The organism is Lysobacter sp., assembly GCF_035655815.1.
Classification (GTDB): Bacteria; Pseudomonadota; Gammaproteobacteria; order Xanthomonadales; family Xanthomonadaceae; genus Lysobacter_J.
On sequence record NZ_DASRTS010000013.1, the window covers coordinates 37,664 to 63,352 of the forward strand.

Annotated in this window: 22 protein-coding genes; 12 read left to right on the forward strand and 10 right to left on the reverse strand. The window is 68.4% G+C overall.

Annotation, left to right across the window (positions count from 1 at the left end):
* Positions 1 to 14: 14 nt before the first annotated feature.
* The 5 genes from VFE83_RS02450 to VFE83_RS02470 form a co-directional block, all read right to left on the reverse strand.
* Positions 15 to 245 carry a hypothetical protein gene (locus VFE83_RS02450; protein WP_324903286.1) on the reverse strand — a complete coding sequence of 77 codons (231 nt, stop codon included), beginning with the start codon at positions 243 to 245 and terminating at the stop codon, positions 15 to 17.
* Positions 242 to 655, reverse strand: coding sequence for a VOC family protein (locus VFE83_RS02455; protein ID WP_324903287.1), 414 nt, complete (start codon positions 653 to 655; stop codon positions 242 to 244). The genes VFE83_RS02450 and VFE83_RS02455 overlap by 4 nt, the downstream gene beginning before the upstream one ends.
* The gene (locus VFE83_RS02460) at positions 652 to 1,176 is read right to left on the reverse strand and encodes a helix-turn-helix transcriptional regulator (protein ID WP_324903288.1); all 525 of its coding nucleotides are present in this window, start codon (positions 1,174 to 1,176) and stop codon (positions 652 to 654) included. The genes VFE83_RS02455 and VFE83_RS02460 overlap by 4 nt, the downstream gene beginning before the upstream one ends.
* Before the next feature lie 137 nt (positions 1,177 to 1,313).
* A complete protein-coding gene (locus VFE83_RS02465; protein WP_324903289.1) occupies positions 1,314 to 1,520 on the reverse strand; it encodes a hypothetical protein in 207 nt (68 codons plus the stop codon).
* A gap of 66 nt (positions 1,521 to 1,586) precedes the next feature.
* Positions 1,587 to 1,895 (reverse strand): hypothetical protein, encoded by a 309-nt coding sequence (locus VFE83_RS02470; protein ID WP_324903290.1) that lies wholly within the window; start codon positions 1,893 to 1,895, stop codon positions 1,587 to 1,589.
* A 216-nt stretch (positions 1,896 to 2,111) separates the two neighbouring features.
* Between VFE83_RS02470 and VFE83_RS02475 the strand changes: the two genes are divergently transcribed.
* Entirely contained in the window at positions 2,112 to 2,432 is a 321-nt protein-coding gene (locus tag VFE83_RS02475) for a hypothetical protein (protein WP_324903291.1), read from the forward strand.
* A gap of 79 nt (positions 2,433 to 2,511) precedes the next feature.
* Here the strand turns inward: VFE83_RS02475 and VFE83_RS02480 are convergent, their stop codons facing one another.
* Positions 2,512 to 3,597, reverse strand: coding sequence for a LysR family transcriptional regulator (locus VFE83_RS02480; RefSeq protein ID WP_324903292.1), 1,086 nt, complete (start codon positions 3,595 to 3,597; stop codon positions 2,512 to 2,514).
* 151 nt (positions 3,598 to 3,748) lie between these two features.
* Between VFE83_RS02480 and VFE83_RS02485 the strand changes: the two genes are divergently transcribed.
* The 7 genes from VFE83_RS02485 (at position 3,749) to folE (ending at position 12,765) form a co-directional block, all read left to right on the forward strand.
* A complete protein-coding gene (locus VFE83_RS02485; RefSeq protein ID WP_324903293.1) occupies positions 3,749 to 4,027 on the forward strand; it encodes a hypothetical protein in 279 nt (92 codons plus the stop codon).
* Positions 4,027 to 4,956 carry an SDR family oxidoreductase gene (locus tag VFE83_RS02490; RefSeq protein WP_324903294.1) on the forward strand — a complete coding sequence of 310 codons (930 nt, stop codon included), beginning with the start codon at positions 4,027 to 4,029 and terminating at the stop codon, positions 4,954 to 4,956. The genes VFE83_RS02485 and VFE83_RS02490 overlap by 1 nt, the downstream gene beginning before the upstream one ends.
* A 97-nt stretch (positions 4,957 to 5,053) precedes the next feature.
* A complete protein-coding gene (locus tag VFE83_RS02495) occupies positions 5,054 to 6,181 on the forward strand; it encodes an efflux RND transporter periplasmic adaptor subunit (protein ID WP_324903357.1) in 1,128 nt (375 codons plus the stop codon).
* Positions 6,182 to 6,457: 276 nt separating this feature from the next.
* The gene (locus VFE83_RS02500) at positions 6,458 to 9,640 is read left to right on the forward strand and encodes a multidrug efflux RND transporter permease subunit (RefSeq protein WP_324903295.1); all 3,183 of its coding nucleotides are present in this window, start codon (positions 6,458 to 6,460) and stop codon (positions 9,638 to 9,640) included.
* 108 nt (positions 9,641 to 9,748) lie between these two features.
* Positions 9,749 to 10,501 (forward strand): SDR family oxidoreductase, encoded by a 753-nt coding sequence (locus VFE83_RS02505; RefSeq protein ID WP_324903296.1) that lies wholly within the window; start codon positions 9,749 to 9,751, stop codon positions 10,499 to 10,501.
* A complete protein-coding gene (locus tag VFE83_RS02510; RefSeq protein WP_324903297.1) occupies positions 10,495 to 11,970 on the forward strand; it encodes an efflux transporter outer membrane subunit in 1,476 nt (491 codons plus the stop codon). The genes VFE83_RS02505 and VFE83_RS02510 overlap by 7 nt, the downstream gene beginning before the upstream one ends.
* A 204-nt stretch (positions 11,971 to 12,174) precedes the next feature.
* On the forward strand, positions 12,175 to 12,765 hold the full coding sequence (folE, locus tag VFE83_RS02515) for a GTP cyclohydrolase I FolE (protein ID WP_324903298.1): 591 nt from the start codon (positions 12,175 to 12,177) through the stop codon (positions 12,763 to 12,765).
* 139 nt (positions 12,766 to 12,904) lie between these two features.
* Here folE and VFE83_RS02520 read toward each other — a convergent pair whose 3' ends face one another.
* The 4 genes from VFE83_RS02520 to VFE83_RS02535 all read right to left on the reverse strand — a co-directional run bounded on the left by VFE83_RS02520 (position 12,905) and on the right by VFE83_RS02535 (position 20,117).
* Complete coding sequence (locus VFE83_RS02520; RefSeq protein ID WP_324903299.1) at positions 12,905 to 16,591, reverse strand: indolepyruvate ferredoxin oxidoreductase family protein; 3,687 nt, start codon at positions 16,589 to 16,591, stop codon at positions 12,905 to 12,907.
* A gap of 360 nt (positions 16,592 to 16,951) precedes the next feature.
* Positions 16,952 to 18,085: an N-acetylglucosamine-6-phosphate deacetylase gene (nagA, locus tag VFE83_RS02525; RefSeq protein WP_324903358.1), complete on the reverse strand. Its 1,134-nt coding sequence runs from the start codon at positions 18,083 to 18,085 to the stop codon at positions 16,952 to 16,954.
* A 193-nt stretch (positions 18,086 to 18,278) separates the two neighbouring features.
* Positions 18,279 to 19,316 (reverse strand): SIS domain-containing protein, encoded by a 1,038-nt coding sequence (locus VFE83_RS02530; protein WP_324903300.1) that lies wholly within the window; start codon positions 19,314 to 19,316, stop codon positions 18,279 to 18,281.
* A 57-nt stretch (positions 19,317 to 19,373) separates the two neighbouring features.
* Positions 19,374 to 20,117 (reverse strand): GntR family transcriptional regulator, encoded by a 744-nt coding sequence (locus VFE83_RS02535; protein WP_324903301.1) that lies wholly within the window; start codon positions 20,115 to 20,117, stop codon positions 19,374 to 19,376.
* Between the two features lie 319 nt (positions 20,118 to 20,436).
* Between VFE83_RS02535 and zwf the strand changes: the two genes are divergently transcribed.
* The 4 genes from zwf to eda all read left to right on the forward strand — a co-directional run bounded on the left by zwf (position 20,437) and on the right by eda (position 25,416).
* Positions 20,437 to 21,885, forward strand: a complete 1,449-nt coding sequence (gene zwf / locus VFE83_RS02540) for a glucose-6-phosphate dehydrogenase (protein ID WP_324903359.1) — start codon at positions 20,437 to 20,439, stop codon at positions 21,883 to 21,885.
* Positions 21,869 to 22,624, forward strand: coding sequence for a 6-phosphogluconolactonase (pgl, locus tag VFE83_RS02545; RefSeq protein WP_324903302.1), 756 nt, complete (start codon positions 21,869 to 21,871; stop codon positions 22,622 to 22,624). Before zwf ends, pgl begins: the two co-directional genes overlap by 17 nt.
* A 151-nt stretch (positions 22,625 to 22,775) precedes the next feature.
* On the forward strand, positions 22,776 to 24,605 hold the full coding sequence (edd, locus tag VFE83_RS02550; RefSeq protein WP_324903303.1) for a phosphogluconate dehydratase: 1,830 nt from the start codon (positions 22,776 to 22,778) through the stop codon (positions 24,603 to 24,605).
* A gap of 184 nt (positions 24,606 to 24,789) precedes the next feature.
* Positions 24,790 to 25,416, forward strand: coding sequence for a bifunctional 4-hydroxy-2-oxoglutarate aldolase/2-dehydro-3-deoxy-phosphogluconate aldolase (eda, locus tag VFE83_RS02555; protein ID WP_324903304.1), 627 nt, complete (start codon positions 24,790 to 24,792; stop codon positions 25,414 to 25,416).
* Positions 25,417 to 25,689 lie beyond the last annotated feature (273 nt).

A 25,689-nucleotide genomic window follows, 5' to 3' on the forward strand; every position in this document is an offset into this window, starting at 1 on the left:
TCATCGGCGTGCCGCTACGCCGTCGGGCGATCCGGTGCGGCCGCACTGCGTCCGCGCGTGAGGTAGGGCAGCGCGAACAGGTACAGCCCGCTGATCATCAGCAGGATCAGCGGCACCAGCGCGAGGATGCCCACCCACACCGCCTGCCAGCCCTGCGCCAGCGCGACCAGGTTGAGGATCACCGTCGCCGTGAAGGCGATCGAGAGCCAGCGATGCGCCTGTCGGATCCACTTGTTCCAGTTCATGCCGGCCGCCTCGATTCGATCATCTTCCAGCCGTTGCCGGACGGGTCGCGGAAGTTCGCGTCGACGTTGCCATAGCGCTCCTCCGGCGGCTGGGTGAACTCCACGCCCTGCGCGCGCAGGCGCTCGTAGGTGCCGCGACAGTCGTTCACGTTGAGCACCAGCGGCGGCATCGCGCCCTTGGCGACGATCTCGCGCACGGTCTGCGCCGTGGCGTCGTCCAGCACCGGCGCCTGCGGCTTGAACAGGCCCAGCTGCAGCGACGGTTGCTCCGGATGGTGCACGGTGAGCCAGCGGTAGTCGCCGTTGCGCACGTCGGTGTGCACCTGGAAGCCGAGCTTGCCGACGTAGAACTGCAATGCCTCGTCCTGGTCGCGGACGTAAAGACCCATCACTCCGATGCCCTGGTTCATGTGACCTCCGTGGTTGGTGTGGGCGCTTTTGTAGCAGCCGCCTCCTGGCGTCGCTTCTCCGAAACTGCGGTAGTGAGATCCGGCCGGTGCGCGGCAGCCAGAAAGCACGCCGGGATGCGGTCGAGCGGCTGTTGCGCGGCCTGCGTGCGTTCGCGCAGTTCGCCCGGGCTTTCGCCGGTGATGTCGCGGAAGGTGCGTCCGAACGTACCCAGGCTGTTCCAGCCGGTCTGCAGGGCGATGTCGAGGATGGGCTGGTCGGTGTCGCGCAACAGGGCCTTGGCGCGTTCGATGCGGCGCGTGAGCAGGTAACGGTGCGGCGGCACGCCGAAGGCGTCCTTGAACGAGCGCGCGAAGTGCGCCTCGGACACGGCGCTCACGCGCGCCAGCCGGCGCACCGGCCATTGCTCGTGCGAGGCGGCATCCATGCGGTCCTTGGCGCGCAGCAGGCGACGCAGCAACTCGGGGTCCTGCCCGTTGTTGCGGCGTCCGGTGCCCCCGTTGCCGTCGAAGCCTGTACCCATGGCGGCGCGCGTTCCTCATGCCGGTGCGGCGTGCAACGTGCCCGGCGGGCACGGGCGTGGAACCTTACCGGAAAGGCGTCATCCAGCAACGTCTTTGGAATCGGTTCGATGCCCGGCGCCGCCGGGCGCTCGCACGCTCAATCCGACTCGATCTGGACTCCGGGGAACATGTCCCGCTGCAACTGCTCGGTCATCTCGCAGGCATCCGGATCGGCGCGATGCACGAACGAAACCTGCGAGCCGCGCGGGCTGGTGAGGATGATGGTGCAGTCCCTCCATCCACAGGAGGGGCCGTGTGCCTCCAGTCTCCAACCGGGCGGCAGACTCTGCACTGGCTGACTCATGGGAGCTCCTCGTCTGGCTGGCCGGCAACGCATGTGCCGGCGTGGCTGATCACCCGATGGACTGGTTCACCCTCGGGATGCCGGAATCTCCGTATCCGACAGGCCCTCCGGCAGGTGTCCGTCGATCAGGTGCGGCGCGGCATCGACGTAGCCCGGCTCCCTGTTCGGGCGTACATGGTCCAGGCGTTCGGACGCCCGCAGTTCCGAGGCCAGCTGTCGCGTGAGGTCGCATGCGAACTGGAACGGCTTGTGGACGTACGTGATCTCCCGGCCCTCGGGATTGACGATGCGGATGCAGCAGTCGCGTCTTTCACGCGAGGGGCCCAATGCTTCTATCTGCCACCCGGGCGGCAGACTCTGGATTCTGAGGTTCATGTCCGATTCCCTGTTCAGACCGGCGGTGACACTAACCCCCGTTGCGCCATCGGCGCGTGATTGTCCGGGGCCCATCAAGGATGACGTCGACGCGGTCGGACCGAGGTCAAGACCGCCTGGCTTCACCACGGCCTCACGCTCGAACAAACGGCCGCAGTCCGGAGACGTTCAGCGCGCGACGACGACCATCGGACGCACCTTCCGCGGAGCGACGCCATGAAACGCATGCAATGGCTGGTACTGACGCTTGCCCTCGCCGGTGGCGCGCCCGCGTATGCCGACGACCCGTACGAGCACGAGAAGAAATGGGCCGAATGGGCGCGCGAGGACGCCAAGCGTCACGACGAATGGGTGCGCGAGTCGCGCAAGGCCGAAGCGGAGTACTGGCGCGAACGCGACAAGGCCGAGGCCGAGTACTGGCGTGAGCGGGACAAGGACGAACGCGAGGCCTACCGCGAATGGCTGAAGGACCGCGCCGAACACGATCGCGAAGCCATGAAGGCGCTGCGCGAATACGAGCGCGACTGGGACGACTGAACGTCCAGCGCCAGCCGCGCAAGCGGCGAAGGGAAACCAGGATGGCAACGCCAGCGCCGGGCTGGCGTTGCCCGATGCATTACACCAGCGCCGGATCCTCCCCTTCGCTGGCGGCGACCGGTTCTTCTTCCGCCTTCGACTTGCGCTTGGCCTTGACTTCCGTCTGCTTGGCGACCTTCGCCAGTTCGGCGTTGATCGCGTCGGCGGCTACCTTTTCCGCGGCCTGGTAACGCGCACGCACGTTGGGGCAGAGCACCTGCATGTAGTCGGCGTCGAAGTTCAGGCGCTCGACCAGGAAGTCGACGAACGCGCGCACCTTCGGCGACTGCACGCGGCCGCGCGGGAACACGGCGTTGAACTCGTATTCCGGGCCGGTCCAGCCGGCCAGCACGCGCTGCACGTAGCCCTGTTCGGCATACGCCTTGACCGTGACGTCGGCGGCCAGCATCAGGCCTTCGCCGCACAGCAGCGCGCCGCATAGCGGACCGGGATCGTTGGCCACCAGCACCGGATCGATGCGGTAGTCGATCGCGCGCTGGCCGTCGTTCAAGGTCCAGTAGAACGCGCCGTTGCGGCGTGCCTTCGACGGCGCGACGGTGCGGTGGTGCTGCAGGTCGTCCGGATGCAGCGGTTCGCCGTGGCGCGCGATGTAGCCGGGACTGGCGTAGACCTGCGTGCGGAACGTCGCCAGGCGGCGGGCGATGAGGTTGGAGTCGGGCAGGCTGCCTACGCGCAATGCGACGTCGAGTTCCTTGTCGATGATGTCGACCTGCTCGTTGGTCAGCACCATCTCCACGCGCACTTCCGGATGGCGCGCGTGGAATTCGCCCAGCAGTGGCGCGATCCACGTGATGCCGACGGAGTAGGGCGCGGTGAAGCGCAGCCATCCGCGCGGACCGCCCTGCAGCTGGCCGACGGCGCTTTCGGCCTCGTCCAGTTCGCGTGCGATGCGCTGGCAGTGTTCGTAGTACACGTTGCCAGCTTCGGTCAGGCCGAGCTTGCGTGTCGTGCGATGCAGCAGCTGCGCGCCCAGGCGCGATTCCAGCTCCTGCACCTTGCGGCTGACGGTGGTCTTGGGCAGCTGCAGGGCACGGGCGGCGGAGATGAAACTGCCGTGCTCGACCACCTTGACGAAGATGAGCGTGTCGTTGAGATCGCGGGCCATGGTGGGGGGCTCCTGTTGGCTCAGCGGAGGGAACGGTCCGGCTGAAGGGTAATTTGGACCGATGACGGGACAATTATTCCCTCGAAGTCGGACTAATCAAGTGCCATTTGCAGGCCTAGTCTGTGCCGCAGGTTCCCCGGATGGCTCCCCCATGCTCACCCCCCGCCAAGCCCGTTACGTCTTCCTCCCGGTCATGCTGGCCGCCATGGCGGCGCTGGTCGGTGTCGCGCTGATCGTGGTCCAGCAAGGCCTTGCGGCCGGTCCGGACGAGTTCTGGATGCTCGCCTGGGTGCTGGCCTTCGTGCTCGCCCTGCCGGGCGCCATGCTGCTGCTGCCGGTGGTCGGGGCGCTGATGCGCTCCCTCACCCGGCACCACACCGTCCCGCCCGCGGGAGAAACCATCCCGAATTCGGGACACTGGAGCCGGTGATGACCCCGCTTGCCGCCAAGGCCACGGCGTCCAGGTCGCGCTTGGCCAAGGCTCCCGTGGTGGTGCTGGGCGCCACCGGTGGGGTCGGTCGCGGCGTGGTCGAGGCCGCGCTGGCCACTGGCCGGCCGGTGATCGCGGTCGCCCGCGACAAGGCCGGCCTGCAGTGCCTGCGCGGCAAGCATGCCGATGCCGACCTGAGCATCGTGGCTGGTTCGGTCAGCAGCGACGCCGAAGGCGCGCGGCTGGCCAAGGCGCTGCGCAAGCTCGGCCGTCCCATCGGCGGCGTGATCGCGGCGGTGTCCGGCGGCATGACGCGCGGCCGCCTGCTCGATCATCCCGCCGCGTTCCTGCGCCAGACGCTGGACGAGGACCTGCTGCCGCACCTGGCGGCGGCCCGGCACCTGCTGCCGCTGCTGGCCGAGGCCGACCGCGGCGGCACCTACGTGCTGATCGGCGGCCCCGGCGCGGAGCGGCCGTGGGCGGGCTACGGGCACCGGTCCATTGCCACCGCGGCGCTGCGCATGCTCGCGCGCGTGCTGCACGAGGAGGCCCGCACCCTCGGCGTGCGCGTGCAGCTGCTGGCCATCGAAAGCCCGGTGTGCACCGAACTCAATCGCGCGCACGCCTGCGAACAGTGGCCCAGCGCGCTCTCGGTGGGCCAGCGCGCGCTGGCGCTGGTCGAACCCGACGGCACCCAGCCGGCGCAGGCAGTGGTGCGTTTCGGCGACGTCACGCCGGCATCTGTCACGCCGGATGTCGATTCCGCGTCCATTGATTCGACGAACTTGCAGGACCCCACGCAACGCGAAGCGGCACCCGTCGCTATGGCGACCGACACGGAGGAGGCAGGACTGCTGCCATCACGTTGTCTGCAGGACGCGCGCACGCTGCTGCGGAGCCTGATCACTCCAGATAACCACAACAAATAACCACAACAACTCAGGAACGCTCGCCATGACCCCCCGCAAAGCTTTAGCCCGGTCCGGAACCGGAATTCCATTCCTCGCCCTGGCGACCGGTCTGCTGATGGCGGCCATCGCCACCGCGTGCAGCAGCCAGGCCGAGCCCGGCGCCGGCATGCCGCCGCCGCCGGAAGTCAGCGTGGCGCAGGTCCTCAGCAAGGAAGTCAGCCGTTGGGACGAGTTCACCGGTCGCGTCACCGCGATCGAGACGGTCGAACTGCGTCCGCGCGTGTCCGGCTACGTCCAGCAGGTGGCGTACAAGGAAGGCCAGGAAGTGAAGAAGGGCGACCTGCTCTTCGTCATCGACCCGCGTCCGTACCGCGCGCGCCTGGCCCAGGCCGAGGCCGACCTCGAACGCGCCCGCGCAGAAGCCCGCCTGGCGCAGATGCAGGACAAGCGCGCGCAGACGCTGGTGGAAGCCAAGGCGATCTCGCGCGAGGAGTTCGAGACCCGCCGTGCCGCCAGCACGCAGGGCGATGCCGCCGTGCGTGCCGCCGAAGCGGCACTGGAGAACGCGCGCCTGGACCTGCAGTTCACCACCGTGCGCTCGCCCATCGACGGCCGCGCCGGACGCGCGCTGGTCACCGAGGGCAACCTCGCCCAGGCCGACTCGACACTGCTGACCACCGTGGTCTCGCAGGATCCGGTGTTCGTCTACTTCGAAAGCGACGAACAGAGCTTCCTGCGTTATCAGGAGCTGGCCCGCAAGGGCGAGCGCGCCTCGACGCAGAACCCGGTGCGCGTGGGCCTGGCCAGCGAGCAGGGCTATCCGCACGAGGGCACGGTCGACTTCGTCGACAACCAGGTCGATCCGAGCACCGGCACCATCCGCGCGCGCGCCGTGCTGCGCAACCCGGACCGCATCTTCACCCCGGGCCTGTTCGCCCGCGTGCAGCTGCAGGGCAGCGGCAAGTTCAAGGCGATGCTGGTGGACGACAAGGCCGTGCTGACCGACCAGGACCGCAAGTACGTCTACGTGCTGGGCGAGAAGAACGCCGCCACGCGCAAGGACGTGGTGCTGGGCCCGGTCGTCGACGGCCTGCGCGTCGTGAACTCCGGCCTGGCGCCGACCGACAAGGTGATCGTGCACGGCGTGCAGAAGGTGTTCTTCCCGGGCATGCCGGTCTCGCCCAAGCAGATCGCGATGGGCGCGCCTGCACCGCAGCCGGACGCCAAGGTGGCGATGAAGTAGGCGTCGAAGTGATCTGACCCCTCCCCCTGCTTGCAGGGGGAGGTTGGGAGGGGTGAGGCAGGTCGTTTACGCGGCACTGCCGAACGACCGGCCATGGATGGCCGGGCAGGACTCACCGGAGACCATGACGTTTTGCCATGGACGGCAGCGACGCCGCTTCACCCCTCCCCAACCCTCCCCTGCAAGCAGGGGAGGGGGCCAAAAGCAGAACCAACCGGCGATGCGCCACCGCATCGCCCAGGACCGTTGCGGCTTCGTGCCGCGCAAGGAACCCTCATGGACTTTTCAAAGTTCTTCATCGACAGGCCGATCTTCGCCGCGGTGTTGTCGATCGTGATCTTCGCCGCCGGCCTGATCTCGATCCCGCTGCTGCCGATCGGCGAATACCCCGAAGTGGTGCCGCCCTCGGTGGTGGTGCGTACCGTGTATCCGGGCGCCAACCCCAAGGTCATCGCCGAGACCGTCGCCACGCCGCTGGAGGAATCCATCCGCGGCGTGGAAGGCCTGATGTACATGAAGTCGGTCGCCAGCTCCGACGGCGTGCTGACCACCACCGTGACCTTCAATCCGGAGGTGGACGCCGACGAGGCCACCGTGCGGGTGCAGAACCGCGTCAGCCAGGCGCTGGCACGACTGCCCGAGGACGTGCGGCGACAGGGCGTGACCACGCAGAAGCAGTCGCCGGTGTTCCTGATGGTGGTGCACCTGACCTCGCCCAGCGGCAAGTACGACACGCTCTACCTGCGCAACTACCTGCGCCTGCACGTGAAGGACCAGCTCGCCAGCATCCCGGGCGTGGGCGATGCCCAGGCCTTCGGTGGCGGCGACTACGCCATGCGCATCTGGCTGGATCCGGACAAGGTCGCCGCGCGCGGCATGACTGCCAGCGACGTGCTGCGCGCCGTACGCGAGCAGAACATCCAGGTCTCCGCGGGCCAGCTCGGCGCCGAGCCCATGCCCAACGGCAGCGAATCGCTGACGCTGATCAACGCGCGTGGCCGCCTGGCCACGACCGAGGAGTTCGGCGGCATCGTGCTCAAGACGGGCGAGGGTGGTGAAGTGGTGCGCCTGTCCGACGTCGCGCGAGTCGAACTGGCCGCGGGCGACTACAGCATGCGCGCACGGCTGGACGGCCAGAACGCCGCGGCCATCGGCATCTTCCAGGCGCCTGGCGCGAACGCGCTGCAGATCCGCGACGAGGTGATCCGTCGCATGGACGAGATGTCCAAGCGCTTCCCGCCGGGCATCGAGTACAAGTCGATCTACGACACCACCATGTTCGTGCGCGACTCCATCAAGTCGGTGATCACGACGCTGCTGGAAGCCACGCTGCTGGTGGTGCTGGTGGTGATCCTGTTCCTGCAGACCTGGCGCGCCTCGATCATCCCGCTGATCGCCGTGCCGGTGTCGGTGGTGGGCACCTTCGCCGCGCTGTACCTGCTGGGCTTCTCGATCAACACGCTGACGCTGTTCGGGCTGGTGCTGGCCATCGGCATCGTGGTGGACGACGCCATCGTCGTGGTGGAGAACGTCGAGCGCCACATCGAGGACGGCGCAACGCCGCTCGAAGCGGCGCACCTGGCGATGAAGGAAGTGTCCGGGCCGATCATCGCGATCGCGCTGGTGCTGTGCGCGGTGTTCGTGCCGATGGCGTTCCTGTCGGGCGTGACCGGCCAGTTCTACAAGCAGTTCGCGGTGACCATCGCCATCTCGACGGTGATCTCGGCGATCAACTCGCTGACCCTGTCGCCGGCCCTGGCCGCCCGCCTGCTCAAGCCGCACGACGCGCCCAAGGATGGCCTGTCGCGCCTGATCGAACGTCTCTTCGGCTGGGTGTTCCGCCCGTTCAACCGCTTCTTCAACACCAGTTCGGAGCGTTACCAGCGCGGCGTGTCCAAGGCGCTGGGCAAGCGTGGCGCGGTGTTCGTGGTCTACGCGGCGTTGCTGCTGGCCACCGGCCTGATGTTCCAGGTGGTGCCGCGCGGCTTCATCCCGACGCAGGACAAGTCGTACCTGATCGCCGGCATCAAGATGCCCGAGGGTTCCTCGATCGAGCGCACGGACGCGGCGCTGAAGAAGATCGGCGAGATCGCGATGAACATCGACGGCGTGCAGAACGACGTCGCGTTCCCCGGCTTCAATCCGCTGCAGTTCATCAACACGCCCAACTACGGCGTCACCTTCATCAACCTCAAGCCCTTCGGCGAACGCCGCAGCGCAACGGAGATCAACGCCGAACTGAGCGCCAAGATTTCCGCGATCCAGGAAGGTTTCGCCTTCTCGCTGCTGCCGCCGCCGATCGACGGCCTTGGCACGGGTTCGGGCTACTCGGCGTTCATCGAGGACCGCGGCAACCTGGGCTACGGCGCGCTGCAGAGCGCGGTGCAATCCTTCCAGGGTGCGGGTGCGCAGACGCCGGGGCTGGGTTTCATCAACTCCAGCTACCAGGCCAACGTGCCGCAGCTCGATGCCGAGGTCGACCGCGTGAAGGCCAAGGCGCAGGGCGTGCCGCTGACGGAGCTGTTCGACACGCTGCAGACCTACCTGGGTTCGGCCTACGTCAACGACTTCAACCTGTTCGGACGCACCTGGCAGGTCATCGCGCAGGCCGACGGTCCGTACCGCGACAGCGTCGAGGACATCGCCAACCTGCGCACCCGCAACGAGAACGGCGAGATGGTGCCGATCGGTTCGATGGTGAAGGTCACCCAGACCTACGGCCCCGACCCGGTGATCCGCTACAACGGCTACCCGGCCGCCGACATCCTCGGCGAAGCCGACCCGCGCGTGCTGTCGTCGGCGCAGGCGATGGAGAAGATCGAGGAGCTCGCGCAGCAGGTCCTGCCCAACGGCATGGAAATCGAGTGGACCGACCTGAGCTACCAGCAGGCGACCCAGGGCAAGGCGGCGCTGATCATCTTCCCGCTGGCCGTGCTGCTGGCCTTCCTGGTGCTGGCCGCGCTGTACGAAAGCTGGACGCTGCCGCTGGCGGTGATCCTGATCGTGCCGATGTGCATGTTGTCCGCACTGCTGGGCGTGTGGCTGACCGGCGACAACAACGTGTTCGTGCAGGTGGGTCTGGTGGTGCTGATGGGCCTGGCGTGCAAGAACGCGATCCTGATCGTCGAATTCGCCCGCGAGCTGGAAATGCAGGGCAAGGGCATCGTCGAAGCCGCGCTTGAAGCCTGCCGCCTGCGTCTGCGTCCGATCGTGATGACCTCCATCGCGTTCATCGCCGGCACGGTGCCGCTGGTGATCTCGCACGGCGCGGGCGCCGAAGTGCGCCAGGCCACGGGTATCACCGTGTTCTCCGGAATGATCGGCGTGACCCTGTTCGGCCTGTTCCTGACGCCGGTGTTCTACGTCGCGCTGCGCAAGCTGGCCAACCGCCCGCTGGTGAGCCATGGCACGTCCACGGTGACCTCGCACGCGGGCCACGCCGCGACGACCGAAGCCTGATCGAGCGGGGAACGAGTGCGCAGGAGCGGAAAACGAGTGAAAGCACTCGCCGACTCCTCCACTCGTTCCTCGTTTCTCTCCACTCGTTCCTGATTTTTGGAGCAACCGATGTCCATTTCCCCCACCAACGGTTCCAAGGTCGCGCTGGTCACCGGCGCCACGCGCGGCATCGGCCTGGAGACCGTGCGCCAGCTCGCGCAGGCCGGCGTGCACACGCTGCTGGCCGGACGCGACCGCAGCCGCGCGGTCGAGGCCGCGCTCAAGTTGCAGGGCGAAGGCCTGCCCGTCGAGGCCATCGCGCTGGACGTGACCGACACGGCCAGCATCCAGGCGGCCGTGCAGGAAGTCGCGCGCCGCCACGGCCGGCTCGACATCCTGGTCAACAACGCCGGCATCGTCGCCGAGGACAAGCGCCAGACGAAGCCGTCGCTGCAGCCGCTGCAGGCGTGGCGCGAAACGTTCGAGACCAACCTGTTCGGCGTGGTCGCCACCACGCAGGCCTTCCTGCCGCTGCTGCACAGCGCGCCGGCCGCGCGCATCGTCAACGTATCCAGCGTGCTCGGCTCGCTGGGCGCGCACAGCGATCCCGCCTCGCCGATCTACGAGTTCAAGGGCATCCCCGCCTACAACGCGTCCAAGAGCGCGGTGAACTCGTGGACGGTGCACCTGGCCTACGAACTGCGCGGCACGCCGATCAAGGTCAACGCCGTGCATCCGGGCTACGTGAAGACCGACATGAACGCCGGCGAAGGCGAGATCGACATTCCCACCGGCGCCAAGACCAGCGTGTCGATGGCGCTGCTCGATGCCGACGGCCCGACCGGCGGCTACTTCCATCTGGGAGAAACCCTGCCATGGTGATCCGCACCCTCACCCTCGGCGTTGCGGCGGCCCTGCTGGCCGCCTGCGCCGTCGGTCCCGACTACGTGCGTCCGACGGTGTCGACGCCGGCGACGTTCGCGCGCGACGAAGCACCGGTGGTGGCCGCAAACGGCACCGCTGCTGCGGACACGACTGAAGCCGCCACGCCGCAGGCCGACGCCGAGTTCTGGCGCAGTTTCAACGATCCACTGCTGACGCGGCTGGTCGAGGAAGCACTGACCGCCAACCACGACCTGCGCATCGCCCTGGCCAGCTACGACCGCGCCAATGCGCTGCTGCGCAACGCCAAGCTGGATCGCTATCCAACGGTCACCGCCAGCGCCAGCGGCGGCGAGCAGCGCTTCAGCGCCGACCAGAGCCCCGGCGTGAGCCGCGCGGATCGCGACGTCGAAAGCTACAGCGCGCAGGCCGACGTGAGCTGGGAGCTCGACCTGTTCGGCCGCGTGCGCCGCAACGTCGAATCGCAGCGCGCCGAGGCCTGGGCCACGGCGTCCGACCTGGACGCGCTGCAGGTGGCCATCGTCGGCGAGGTGGCGCGCAGCTACGTCGAACTGCGCGGCCTGCAGGAACGCCTGCGCGTGGCACGCGACAACTCCGAGAACCAGCGCGAGACGCTGCGCTTGGTGCAGGCGCGTTTCGACGCCGGCCGCGGCACCGAGTTCGACACCTCGCGCGCCCGCGCGCAGCTCGAAGCCACGTTGGCCCGCGTGCCCGCGCTGGAGGCGCAGGTGGCGGTCACCATGCATCGCCTGGCGGTGCTGACCGGGCAGACACCCGACGCGCTGATCGCCGACCTCACGCCGGTGCAGCCGCTGCCGGCTTTGTCGGCCAGGCTCGACCCGGGTACGCCGGGCGAACTGCTGCGCCAGCGCCCCGACGTGATCGCCGCCGAGCATCGACTGCATGCGGCCACCGCGCGCATCGGCGTGGCCACCGCCGACCTGTTCCCGCGCTTCACTCTGGGCGGTCTGATCGGCAGCCAGGCGGTGGACACCAGCGCGCTGTTCGAACGCGACAGCGAAACGCGTCTGGCGTTCCTGGGCATCGACTGGTCGTTCCTCGACATCGGCCGCGTGCGCGCACGCATCGCCGCCGCGGATGCAGACGCCGAGGGCGAACTGGCGCGTTACCAGCAGTCCGTGCTGCTGGCGCTGGAGGACACCGAGAACGCACTGGTGCGCTATGCGCGTGCCCGCGTCGAGGACCAGCACCTGGAACAGGCCGCCACCGACAGCGCCACCGCCGCGCGCCTGGCGCGCGTGCGTTACGAAGCCGGCGCGGCCGACCTGTTCGAAGTGCTGGATGCCGAGCGCACGCAGCTCAACGCCCAGGAAGCCTTTGCCGATGCGCGCACGCGCAGTGCCAGTTCGGCCGTCGCGCTGTACAAGGCGATGGCCGGCGGCTGGCCCACGCGCGTGCCGCTGCGCGAGAAGGTCGCCTCGCGCTGACGCTTTACCGCTCCCCTGCCGACGCCGGCGGCGACACGTGCTCCCCTCCCTCACGCGTGTCGCCGTCGGCGCTTCGGTTCCATTCCGTCAGGCGGTGGCCCACCGCCTTTCACGCCGCGGGGAGTGAATCCCGCCCCGCGGCGTCTTTTTCGCCGCCGCGCCCGGTGGAGTAGCATTCCCGTCCCCCACTTCGAGGCCCGCGCCATGGCCCACGACGACAAGCCCACCCGCGAACAGGCCGAAGCCGCCGTGCGCACCCTGCTGCGCTGGGCCGGCGACGACCCGCTGCGCGAAGGCCTGCTCGACACGCCCAAGCGCGTGGCCAAGGCGTACCAGGACTGGTTCAGCGGCTACGGCGAGGACCCGGCCGACTACCTCAAGCGCACGTTCGAGGAAGTCGAGGGCTACGACGAGATGATCGTGCTGCGCGATATCGAATTCGAAAGCCATTGCGAGCACCACATGGCTCCGATCATCGGCAAGGCCCACGTGGGCTACCTGCCCGACGGCAAGGTGGTGGGCATCAGCAAGCTCGCCCGCGTGGTGGAGACCTACGCGCGCCGCCTGCAGGTGCAGGAAAAGATGACCGCGCAGATCGCCCAGGTGATCCAGGATGTGCTGCACCCGCGCGGCGTGGGCGTGGTGATCGAAGGCGCGCACGAATGCATGACCACGCGCGGCGTGCACAAGCGCGGCGTGAGCATGATCACCTCCAAGATGCTCGGCAGCTTCCGCGAGGACGCGCGCACGCGCGCGGAGTTCCTGCAGTTCATCGATGTGGGGCCGGGGCGGTAGGGCGCGCAGGGGATTACGGGCCCGCTCATCCCTCGACTTCGCTGCGCTCGGCACGAACGAACCGCGCAACACGCACAAAAAAGCCCCGCCGAAGCGGGGCTTTTTGCGTATCCGATGCAGGGCGCACCGGTATCGCGTCTTACGCCACCTTCACGATGCGCAGCGGGTTGTCCCATTCCTTCAGCAGTTCGGCTTCGCGGGCCTTGGCCTTGTGCAGGTGGTCTTCCTTCACGTGGCCGTAGCCACGGATGTGCTCCGGAATGCTCGCGATCTCGGCGGCAAGATCGACGTTGCCGCGATCGAGCTTGCCGAGCAGGCCTTCGATTGTGCGGAAGTAATCCTCGATCAGCTGGCGCTCCATCTTGCGCTCCTCGGTCTTGCCGAAGATGTCGAACGCGCCGCCGCGCAGGAAGCGCAGCTTCGCCATCCACTTGAACGCGGTGAACACCCACGGACCGAATTCCTGCTTGATCAGGCGGCCTTGCGCGTCCTTCTTCGCCAGCAGCGGCGGGGCGAGGTGGAACTTGAGTTTGTAGTCGCCATCGAACTGCTGTTCGAGCTTCCGCTGGAACTCGCCGCTGGTGTACAGGCGCGCGACCTCGTACTCGTCCTTGTACGCCATCAACTTGAACGCGTAACGCGCCACGGCCTCGGTGAGGTCGGTGGTGCCGGCGACGTTGCGTTCGGCGGCATGCACCTTCGCGACGAAATCGCTGTAACGCTTGGCGTAGGCTGCGTTCTGGTAATCGGTAAGGAACTTCACGCGGCGCTCGACCAGTTCGTCCAGCGAGCGCGACAGGCGCTCGTCGTCCAGCGGCAGGAATGCGACGGTATCGCCGCCGTGCACGGGCACGTGGCGCAGTTCGTCCTCGCGACGCGTGCTGCGCGGCGCGGACGTCGCGCCCCATTCGTTGCCTTCCCACGCGCCCGGCGACAGCATCGGCAACGCGCCCGGCGTGGCTTCGGCCGCGGTCGGCGCGTTGCGGATCAGGCCGGCCGCTTCCATCACGGCGTTGGGATCGACCACCGCCAGGCGGCCCCAGGCGAACGCGGTCTTGTTCATCTCGATGGCGGCGCCGTTGAGTTCGATGGCGCGCATCAGCGACTCCATCGACAGCGGCACCAGGCCCTGCTGCCAGGCGTAGCCGAGGATGAAGAGGTTGGTGGCGATGGCGTCGCCCATCAGCGCGGTGGCGAGCTGCGTCGCATCGACGACGTGCGGGTCCTTGCCGCCCAGGGCCACGCGCACGGCCGCGATGATGTCGGCCGCCGGGAACTGCATGTCCGGGCGCGTGGTGAACGTGCCCGGCATCGCCTCGTAGCTGTTGAGCACGACGTTGGAGCGCCCGGCGCGCACCTTCGACAGCGCCCAGTAGTCGTTGACGACCACCATGTCGCAGCCCAGCACCAGGTCGGCCTCGCCCGCGGCGATGCGCACTGCGTGGATGTCTGCCGGCGTACGCGCGATGCGGATGTGCGTGGTGACGGCGCCGCCCTTCTGCGCCAGGCCGGTCTGGTCGAGCACCGTGGCGCCCTTGCCTTCCAGGTGGCCGGCCATGCCCAGCAATGCGCCGATCGTCACCACGCCGGTGCCGCCGACGCCGGTGATCAGGATGTTCCAGGGCTGCGACAGGTCGCTGGCGACCTTCGGCATTGGAAGATCGGCGAGGCGATCCTTGGCCGAAGAACCCTTCTTCTTGCGCAGGCCGCCGCCTTCCACCGTGACGAAGCTCGGGCAGAAGCCGTTGACGCAACTGTAGTCTTTGTTGCAGTTGGACTGGTCGATCTCGCGCTTGCGGCCGAACTCGGTTTCCTTCGGCAGCACCGATACGCAGAACGACTTCTTGCCGCAGTCGCCGCAGCCTTCGCACACCAGCGAATTGACCATCACCCGCTTTTGCGGATCGACCATCTTGCCGCGCTTGCGGCGACGACGTTTCTCGGTGGCGCAGGTCTGGTCGTAGATGAGGACCGTGGTGCCGGGCGTTTCGCGCAGGCGCTTCTGGATGGTGTCCAGCTCCTTGCGGTCAAAGAACTCGACGCCTTCGGGGAAGATCTCGCGCTTGCTCCACTTGGCGATGTCGTCCGACAGCACGACGATCGTCTGCACGCCCTCGCTGCGCACCTGGTGCGCGATCTGCGGCACCGACAGCGTGCCGTCCACGGGCTGGCCGCCGGTCATCGCGACGGCGTCGTTGTAGAGGATCTTGTAGGTGATGTTGACGCCGGCGGCGATCGACTGGCGGATCGCCAGCGAACCGCTGTGGAAGTACGTGCCATCGCCGAGGTTCTGGAACACGTGCGGCGTCTCGGTGAACGGCGCCTGCCCCGACCACGTGACGCCTTCACCGCCCATGTGGGTGAAGGTGTCGGTGCTGCGGTCCATCCACGTGACCATGTAGTGGCAGCCGATGCCGCCCAGTGCGCGTGAACCTTCCGGCACCACGGTGGAGGTGTTGTGCGGGCAACCCGAGCAGTAGTGCGGCACGCGCGGGAACTGCGCGCGCGGCAGGGCGAGTTCGGATTCCTTCTCGGCCATCCAGCGCAGTACGTTCTCGATGTGCTCGGAATTGAAGAAGCGCTGGATGCGGCGGCCGATCACGCCGGCGATGGTCGCGGGCGTGAGTTCGCCGGTGGAGGGCAGGATCCACTCGCCGTTCTCGTCGTACTTGCCGACGATCGACGGGCGCTGGCCGCTCCAGTTGTACATGTACTCCTTCATCTGGCGCTCGATGAAGGCGCGCTTTTCCTCGACGACGACGATGTCTTCCAGGCCCTGCGCGAAACGGGTGATGCCGACGGGCTCCAGCGGCCAGGTCATGCCGACCTTGTAGACGCGGATGCCCAGGTCCGCGCAGGCCTGCTCGTCCAGGCCCAGGTATTCCAGCGCCTGCAACACGTCCAGGTACGACTTGCCGGTGGTGACGATGCCCAGGCGTGCGCGCGGCGAATCGATCACCACGCGGTCGATGCAGTTGGCGCGCGCGAACGCCTGCGCGGCGTTCACCGCGTACTTGTGCAGGCGCATTTCCTGGTTCATCGGCGGATCCGGCCAGCGGATGTTGAGTCCGCCTTCCGGCATCTCGAAGTCTTCCGGCAGCACGATGCGCGTGGCCATCGGATCGACGTCGACGGACGCGGACGATTCCACCGTCTCGGCGATGGTCTTGAAGCCGACCCAGCGCCCCGTGTAGCGCGACATCGCCCAGCCCACCAGGCCCATGTCGAGGATGTCCTGCACGCCGGCCGGGTTGAGGATGGGCATCATCGCGCTGACGAATTCGTCTTCCGAACCGTGCGGCAGCGTCGAGGAACGGCAGGCATGGTCGTCGGCCGCCAGCGCGAGCACGCCGCCGTACTGCGAGGTGCCGGCGGCATTGGCGTGCTTGAACACGTCGCCGGTGCGGTCCACGCCCGGGCCCTTGCCGTACCACATGCCGTACACGCCCTGGACCTTGGCGCCCGGGAACAGGTTGGTCTGCTGCGTGCCCCAGACCATGGTCGCGCCCAGGTCTTCGTTGAGGCCCGGGGTGAACTTCACACCGGCGTTCTCGAGGAACTTGCGCGCGCGCCACAGCTCCAGGTCGAACCCGCCCAGCGGCGAGCCGCGGTAGCCGGAAATGAAGCCGGCGGTGTTCAGGCCGGCGGCCTCGTCGCGCAGCCGCTGCATCAGCGGCAACCGCACCAGCGCCTGCACGCCGGACAGGTAGATGCGGCCCTTCTCGCGGCTGTACTTGTGTTCCAGCGAGTAGTCGGTGTCGAGCACCGAGTTGGTGAGCGCGGTGTTCGCCGAGGACGGCGAGCTGAGTTCGGCGGTGCTGGTCATGCGTGGCTCCGGCGCGGCGGGGGCCGCGTGGGTGGCTGCGGAACGCCCGGCATCAAGCCTCACGGCCGGCGGCCGCGAGGTCGAAAGTACCGGGCAAAGACCCGGAATTGTAGCAGTCGGTCCCGGTTCGGCCGGGAGGCGGGGTGCCGGAGAGTGTCGGGGAGTGACGCGGGCTGTTCAGGCGGGTAGGCCGAGCGTCCGTAGGAGCGAGCTTGCCCGCGACACGTTGTGTGTTGGGGTCGGCTGCACTGGTCGCCAGCAAGCTGGCTCCTACACGAAAGCGAGCGCGCCGTAGGGGGGTTTCAACCCGCCGGTTTGCATCCGAGCACCGCGAAAAGGCGGGTTGAAACCCGCCCTACATCAATCGGCCTTGCCGCCGATCCACGTTCCCTGCACCTGCAGGTCGTCGTCCAGCACCACCAGGTCCGCGCGATACCCCGGCGCGATGCGGCCCAGTTCCCCGCCCAGGCCGATGAACTGCGCCGGATACTGCGATGCCATGCGGCAGGCTTCGTCCAGCGGCAGGCCGAGCCGACGCACCGTGTTGCGCACCGCGCTGGCCATGTCGAGCGCCGAGCCGGCCAGCGTGCCGTCGGCGGTGGTGCACTGGCCGTCGCGGCAGATCATCGGCACGCCATACAGTTCGAACGACTCGCGCTCGCCGCCGACCGGCGGCATGGCGTCGGTGACCAGCATCATCTTCCCGCGCGGGCGGGCGGCGATGGCCACGCGCAGCGTGGCGTCGTGCACGTGGTAGCCATCGACGATGAGGCCGCACCAGGCCTCGGCATTTTCCAGCGCCGCGCCGACGGCTCCGGGCTCGCGCGAGTTCATCGGCGTCATCGCGTTGAACAGATGGGTAACGCCGGTGATTCCGGCGGCAAAGCCGTCGCGCAGCTGTTCGTACGTCGCCGCGGTGTGGCCGGCGGCCAGGATCACGCCGCGCGCGGCCAGCGCCTGCAGCGTCGCCGTGTCGAAACGTTCCGGTGCCAGCGTCAGCAGCGTGCGCCCGTTGCGCAGCGCCGAGACGAGGGTCAGTTCGGCGGCGTCGGGCGTGTGGAACTTGGCGGGGTCGTGCACGCCCTTGCGCGCGGCGTTGAGGTACGGACCCTCCAGATGGATGCCGAGAATGCCCGGCACGTCCTGCGCAATCGCCTCGTCGGTGGCGGCGATGGCGCGGCACATCACCGCGACGTCGTCGCTGATCAGCGTCGGCAGCATTCCGGTGGTGCCGTACTTGCGATGCGCCGCCGCGATGCGGCGCAGGCCATCGACGGTGGGCTCGTCGTTGAACAGCACGTCGCCACCGCCGTTGACCTGCGTGTCGATGAAGCCCGGGACCAGATAGCGGCCGCCCAGGTCGATCGTTTCGGCGTTCTTCGACGCCGGTCCCGGCAACACCGCGACGATATGGCCGTCTTCCACGACCACGCTGACGTCGGATTCGAAGCCGTTGTCGGTGAGGACGCGGCCATTGGTGAAGGTGGTGGTCATGGTCATGGAGCGAATCCCCCCTGCCCCCCTTTTCCAAAGGGGGGAACAGCGACGGGTGCAGTTTCGCGCGCGAATGCCAGTCCGCCATCGAGCGACCTAATCGGAGCCGTTCGCGGCAGGGCCGCAGCCTGCGCGCACCGAAGCCGGTGAATTCCCCCCCTTTGGAAAAGGGGGGCAGGGGGGATTCGCCTCATCAGACCGTCTCGGTGACCTTGTTCAGATGCGGCGGCACGTCCGGGTTATGCCCACGCGCAATGGCGAGCGCATTCACCGCCTTGTAGAAGCTCTGCACCGCCAGCAGCGGCGTGCAGGCAGGATGCGGCGCAGCCGGCATCGGCAGCGTGCCGGGGCCGGCTACGGCGCCCGGATACGCCAGCCACACCGGCGCGCCGCGGTGGCGGAATTCCTCGGCGACCGCTGCGGTGCCGCTGCCGGTGTCGTCGTCCTGTGCGAAGGCCAGCACCGGGAAGCCCGGGCCGACGATCGCCATCGGGCCGTGCTTCACCTCGGCCGAGGAGAACGCCTCGGCGTGCAGGCCGCAGGTTTCCTTGAACTTCAGCGCCGCTTCCTGCGCCGCGCCCAGGCCCAGGCCGCGACCGACCACGAACAGGTTGTGCGCGTCCTTCAGGCCCTCGACCAGCGGCGTCCAGTCCTGCGCCCACGCAGCGCGCAGCGCATCGGGCAGCGCGTCGAGTGCGCGCAGCAGCGCGGCGTCGCCGCTCCAGCGTGCGGTCAGCTGCAGCAGCGCGGCCAGCGAGCACAGGTAGCTCTTGGTGGCGGCCACGCTCTTTTCCGGCCCGGCGCGCAGCGGGATTACGGTGTCGGCCAGCTGCGCCAGCGGCGAGTCCTCGACGTTGACCAGCGCCACGACCACCGCTCCGGCGGCCTTGGCGATCTCGGCGTTGCGCACCAGGTCCGGGCTCTTGCCCGATTGCGAGATCGCCACGAACAGCGCGCCTTCGAGTTGCGGCTGCACGGCATACACCGAGCCCACCGAGGGCGAGGCCGACGCCGTGACCAGCCCCAGCGTCGTTTCGAACAGGTACTTGCCGTAGGTGGCGGCGTGGTCCGAGCTGCCGCGCGCACAGGTCACGATGAAGCGCGGCGGCGCGGCCTTCAGGCGCGTCACCAGCGCATCGATGATCGGGGCGTTGGCTGCGAACTGGCGCGCGACGGCCTCGGCCGCCTCGTGCGCCTCGGCGTGCATCTTCGTCGCGGTGGAATCGGTCATGGCGGTCTCGGGTAGAAGGTTTTGGTCTCCTCCCCTGCACACAGGGGAGGGGAGAACTCATTCGCTTTGCAGCTCGGCGACGAAGTCGTACGCGTCGCCGCGATAGAACGAGCGGGTGTATTCGACGATGCGGCCGTCGTCGAGGAAGGTGCGGCGCTCGATGAACAGCCCGGGACTGCCCTCGGGCAGGTTCATCAGGCGCGCCTGCTCGGCATCGAAGGCGATCGCGCGCAGCCGTTGCAACGCGCGCGTCGGCCGCAGGCCCAGTTGCTGGAAGGCTTCGTACAGCGAGTTCTCGACCAGTGCCGGATCGGCCAGCACCGACTGCGGCACCACCGTGCGCTCGATCGCCAGCGCGATGTCGTCGGCGATGCGCAGGCGGTAGTAGCGCACCACCTGCGCGCCGGGCGACAGGTTCAGCGCCATCGCCTCGTCGGGCGTGACCTCGCCGATGCCGCGCTCGATGAAGCGCGACTTCGGATCCAGGCCGCGTGCGCGCAGGTCGTCGGTGAAGCTGGTGAGCTTGGAGAACGACTTGACGATGCGCTCGGACACGAACGTGCCCGAGCCCTGCCGCTGCATCAGCAGCCCGTCGGCGACGAGGCCGGAGATGGCCTTGCGCACGGTGACGCGGGACAGGTCGAGCAGCTTGGTCAGTTCGCGCTCGCTGGGCAGCGCCTGGCCCGGCGTCAGTTCGCCGTTCTCGATGGCGTGCTGCAGGGTGCGGCGCAGGTGCTGGTAGGCCGGGGCGCGGCGCGCGTCCGACTGGCGACGAAATTCGTTGACCAGATAGTCCTGCATCGGATGAGAATACCAGTCAGATACCAGTTGCGGCAACGTATTCGACGCCCCAGGCGACCGCCTGGCCTCGCCCGGGATGCGACGAAAGTCTAAAAGCCCCGGTTCCGGCCGGCTCGGGCCTGGGATTTCGCACGACCGTAACCTCAAGTGATTGAAATTGCGGGGAACGCCCGGTTCGCCCGGGCGTCCGAGGCGCCGCCGCGCGCCGCCCTGCGCACCATTTGCACCAGTGGTATCCGACTGGTATCTTCACTGGTATGCCTGTGGTCTTGAAAACCCCTTCCCTCCGGAGCGATCCGTGACCGCCTCCATCGCGCCCATGGCGCCTTTCGACCTGATCATCTTCGGCGGCACGGGGGACCTGGCCCTGCGCAAGCTGCTGCCGGCGCTGTTCCACCGCTATGTCGACGGCCAGATCGTGGCCGGTACCCGCATCTTCGGCCTGGCCCGCGACTCGCAGAGCGACGAGGCCTACCGCGAGCGCGTGCGCGAGGCGCTGCAGAAGCACCTGTCCTTCGACCTGCGTGCGCCGACCGCGCTGGAGCCGTTCCTGCAGTTGCTCTCGTACCGACGCATCGACCTGCAGGCCGAAGGCGGCTGGGCCGAACTGGCGTCCGAACTCAACGACGAATCGCGCGTGCGCGTGTTCTACCTCGCGGTCGGGCCGGACCTGTTCGGCAGCGTGGGCGCACGGCTGCAGGCGCACGGACTCACCGGCGCCAACACCCGCGTGGTGGTGGAAAAGCCCATCGGCCACGACAGCGCCAGCGCCGCGGCGATCAACGATGCGCTGGGCCAGGTGTTCGCCGAATCGCAGATCTACCGCATCGATCATTACCTCGGTAAGGAAACGGTGCAGAACCTCACCGCGCTGCGCTTCGGCAACGCGCTGTTCGAGCCGCTGTGGCGCGCCGAGCACATCGACCACGTGCAGATCACCGTGGCCGAGACCGTCGGCCTGGAGCGCCGCGCCAGCTACTACGACAAGTCCGGCGCGCTGCGCGACATGGTGCAGAACCACATGCTGCAGCTGTTGTGCCTGGTCGCGATGGAACCGCCCAGCTCGCTGTCGGCCGACGCGATCCGCGACGAGAAGCTGAAGGTGCTGCACTCGCTCAAGCCCATCGCCAACGGCGCCACCTCCCACCTCACCGTGCGCGGCCAGTACCGCGCCGGCGCGGTCGAAGGGAGGCCGGTGCCGGGTTATCTCGAAGAACTGGGCAGCAACGATTCGCGCACGGAGACCTTCGTCGCGCTGAAGGCCGAGGTCAGCAACTGGCGCTGGGCCGGCGTGCCGTTCTACCTGCGCACCGGCAAGCGGCTGTCCGAGCGCATGTCGGAGATCGTGCTGACCTTCCGCAAGGTGCCGCATTCGATCTTCGGCGACGAGCCGGTCGCGCAGAACCAGCTGGTGATCCGCCTGCAGCCCGACGAAGGCGTGAAGCTGTGGATCGTCAACAAGATTCCCGGCCCGGGCGGCTTGCGCCTGCGCCGCGTGCCGATGGACCTGAGCTTCGCCGAGACCTTCGGCGGTCGTCAGCCGGAAGCGTACGAGCGCCTGCTGATGGACGTGGTGCGCGGCAACCCGATGCTGTTCATGCGTCGCGACGAAGTCGAAGCGGCGTGGGCGTGGATCGATCCGATCCTGGCCGCATGGCAGGCCAGCGCCGAGGCGCCGAAACCCTACACCGCGGGCAGCTGGGGACCCAGCTCGGCCGTGGCCCTGATCGAACGCGATGGAAGGACGTGGCATGAGGACGCAGGCTAAGAGCGCACTGGCGGAGCGACTGACCGTGCTGACACCGGATCCTCTGCCGATGCGCGAGCAGCTGTTCGACGACAAGTCGCAGTTGGCCGTGGCACTGGCGAAAGCCGTCGCCGCCGATCTGCGCGGTGCGATCGCACGCCGCGGCCGCGCGCGCCTGGCCGTATCGGGCGGCAGCACGCCGCGTGCGTTCCTCATCGAACTGTCGAAGCAGACGCTGGACTGGGTGCACGTGACGGTGGTGCCGGTCGACGATCGCTGGGTTCCGCCGGACCATCCGCGCTCCAACGAACGACTGCTGCGCGAGACGCTGTTCCAGGGCGCGGCCGGGCAGGCGCAACTGCTGCCGCTGCGACGCCCGACGCCCACGCCGGAGTCGGCGCTGCTGCCGGTGCTCACGCAGGTGGCGCACGAAGCCTTGCCGCTGGACGTGGTGGTGCTGGGCATGGGCGAGGACGGACACGTCGCATCGCTGTTCCCGGACCTCGCGCGACGCGATATCGGCCTGCAGCCCAGCGGTCGGGCGCCGGTGCTGGCGATACGAAGCGCGAGCGCGCCGGAGCCGCGCATGACGCTGACACTGAGCGCAATTTTCACCGCGCCCTCGCTGTACCTGCACATCGAAGGTGCGAAGAAGCGCGAGGTGCTCGACAACGCCGCGCGCGATCCGCGTTCGACGTTGCCGATCCGTTCGGTGCTGTCCGGCGCGCCCGTGGTGCCGATGCTGTACTGGAGCCCATAGCGCTTTGCCCCCTTTTAAAAGGGGGCGAGCACTTGCGAAGCAAGTGCGGGGGATTGCTTCACGTTTTGCGCAAGAGCGAATCCCCCCTGACCCCGCTTTTCAAAGGGGGAACATTTGGAAACCGGCCGATGTCGGCCGTTGCGAGTAATCCGTGAACACGTCTGTCCATCCCGTCATCGCCGAAGTCACCGAGCGCATTCGCAAGCGCAGCGCCGACCGCCGCGCCGCCTACCTGGCGCGCATCGAGGCCGCATGCGGCCGCGGCCCGCACCGCGCGACGCTGTCGTGCGGCAATCTCGCCCACGGCTTCGCCGCGTGCGGCACCGACAAGGCCGCGCTGCGTGGCGGCGTGTCGCCCAACCTCGCCATCGTCAACGCTTACAACGACATGCTCTCGGCGCATCAGCCGCTGGAGCGCTTCCCGTTCCTGATCAAGAACGCCGCGCGCAGCGTCGGCGCCACGGCGCAGGTCGCCGGTGGCGTGCCCGCCATGTGCGATGGCGTCACGCAGGGCCGCGCGGGCATGGAGCTGTCGCTGTTCTCGCGCGAGGTCATCGCGCTGTCCACCGCGGTGTCGCTGTCGCACGACATGTTCGACGCCGCGCTGTACCTGGGCGTGTGCGACAAGATCGTCCCGGGGCTGCTGATCGGCGCGCTGAGCTTCGGCCATCTGCCGGCGATCTTCGTACCCGCCGGGCCGATGACCTCGAGCCTGCCGAACGACGAGAAGTCGCGCGTGCGCCAGCGTTACGCCGTCGGCGAAGCCACGCGCGAGGAACTGCTGGAAGCCGAAGCGCAGAGTTATCACGGCCCGGGCACGTGCACGTTCTACGGCACCGCCAATTCCAACCAGATGCTGATGGAACTGATGGGCCTGCACCTGCCGGGCTCCAGCTTCGTCAATCCGGACAACCCGCTGCGTGACGCGCTCACCGCGCAGGCCGCACGCCGCGCCGCGCAGATCACCGCGCTGGGCGACGATTACCGGCCGGTCGGCCGCATCATCGACGAGCGCGCCATCGTCAACGGCGTGGTCGGCCTGCATGCGACCGGCGGTTCCACCAATCACCTGCTGCACCTCATCGCCATCGCCGCGGCCGCGGGCATCGAACTGCGGTTGGAAGACTTCGACGCGCTGTCGTCCGTCGTGCCGCTGCTGGCACGCGTGTATCCCAACGGCAGCCCCGACGTGAACCACTTCCACGCCGCGGGCGGCCTGGGCTTTTTGATCGGCGAACTGCTCGATGCGGGCCTGCTGCACGGCGACGTGGAAACCATCGCCGGCCCGGGCCTGGACCGCTATCGCGTCGAGGCGCGACTGGCGCCGGAGCAACAGGTCGAATACGTGCCGGCGACCGGACGCAGTGGCGATCCCACGGTCTTGCGTCCGGTTGCCGAGCCGTTCCGCGCCGATGGTGGCCTGCGCGTGCTGCACGGTCCGCTGGGCACGGCGGCGATCAAGGTCTCGGCGGTGCCGGAAGACCGCTGGACGGTGGAAGCGCCGGCGCGGATCTTCTCCGACCAGTCGCAGGTCAAGGCCGCGTTCGATCGCGGCGAACTCGACCGCGACGTGATCGTGGTGGTGCGCTTCCAGGGTCCGCATGCCAACGGCATGCCCGAACTCCACCAGCTGACGCCGACATTGAGCGTGCTGCAGAAGCGCGGGCACCGTGTCGCGCTCGTCACCGATGGCCGCATGTCGGGCGCGTCGGGCCAGGTGCCGGCGGCGATCCATGTGAGCCCGGAAGCCGCAGTCGGCGGTCCGCTGGCGAAGCTGCGCGACGGCGACGTGGTGCGCGTGGATGCGCGTGCCGGTCGACTGGAAGTGCACGTGCCGCAGGACGAATGGGAGTCGCGCGGGAACGCGACCGCGGACCTGACGCACAGCCACTTCGGCATGGGACGCGAGCTGTTCGCGGTGTTCCGCAACGCGGCCGCCCCTGCGGACCTGGGAGGCGGGATTTTCAATCCGCCTGGATAACCCCGATACCTGCTTTTGACCCCTCCCCCTGCTCGCAGGGGGAGGTTGGGAGGGGGTGTGAGGCGCGGCAGCGCCGAGCTCGCCACGATGCGGCTTCGTACCCCTCCCCAACCCTCCCCTGCACGCAGGGGAGGGAGAGAAACCAGGCGCGCCACGCGCCATCGACAAGAACTGGAGAACATAGATGGGCCTGCTCGAATCCGTACTGCACGTCGCGCCGGTAATGCCGGTGGTGGTGATCGAAGACGCCAAACACGCCGTGTCGCTGGCGCGCGCGCTGGTGGCCGGCGGCATTCCCGCCATCGAGATCACGCTGCGCACGCGCGCCGCGCTGGATGCGGTGCGCGCCATCGCCAACGAAGTCGACGGCGCGATCGTCGGCGTCGGCACCGTGCGCAAGCCGCAGGATCTGCTTGATGCGCAGCAGGCCGGCGCGCGCTTCGCCGTCTCGCCGGGCTCCACGCCGGACCTGATCGCCGCCGCCAAGGACCAGCCGCTGCCGTGGCTGCCGGGCGCGGGCACCGCCAGCGAGGCGATGACGCTGTCCGAGCACGGCTTCATCTTCCAGAAGTTCTTCCCGGCTGAAGCCGCAGGCGGTGCCCCGGCGCTGCGTTCGCTGCACGGACCGCTGCCGGAGATCCGCTTCTGCGCCACCGGCGGCATCGGCGCGCACAACGCGCGCGACTACCTGGCCACGCCCAACGTCGCCTGCGTCGGCGGCTCGTGGCTGACACCGTCGCGCCTGGTCGCGGCGGAGGAGTGGGGCGCGATCGAGGCACTGGCCCGCGCGGCTACGCTGCTGCGCGCGTAAGTACTTCGTCCGGTCATCGTCTCGGTTGCACGAACTGGTGCATGACCTCAAGCGGGGGGCGGCGCGCTTTTAGCCCTTCTCCCGCCGGCGGAGGGGTTGAGGTGAGGGTGGGGACGCGCGGTGCTGCTCGCACTCGCGATGCTTCCGTCCTGGTTGCCTCGTGCCACGTAACGTCCCTGGATTCCCGCCTTCGCGGGAATGACCAACCGGTACCTGCCAGCCGTAGCCCGGGTAAGCGCAGCGCACCCGGGACATGGGCGATCGCACCCACGT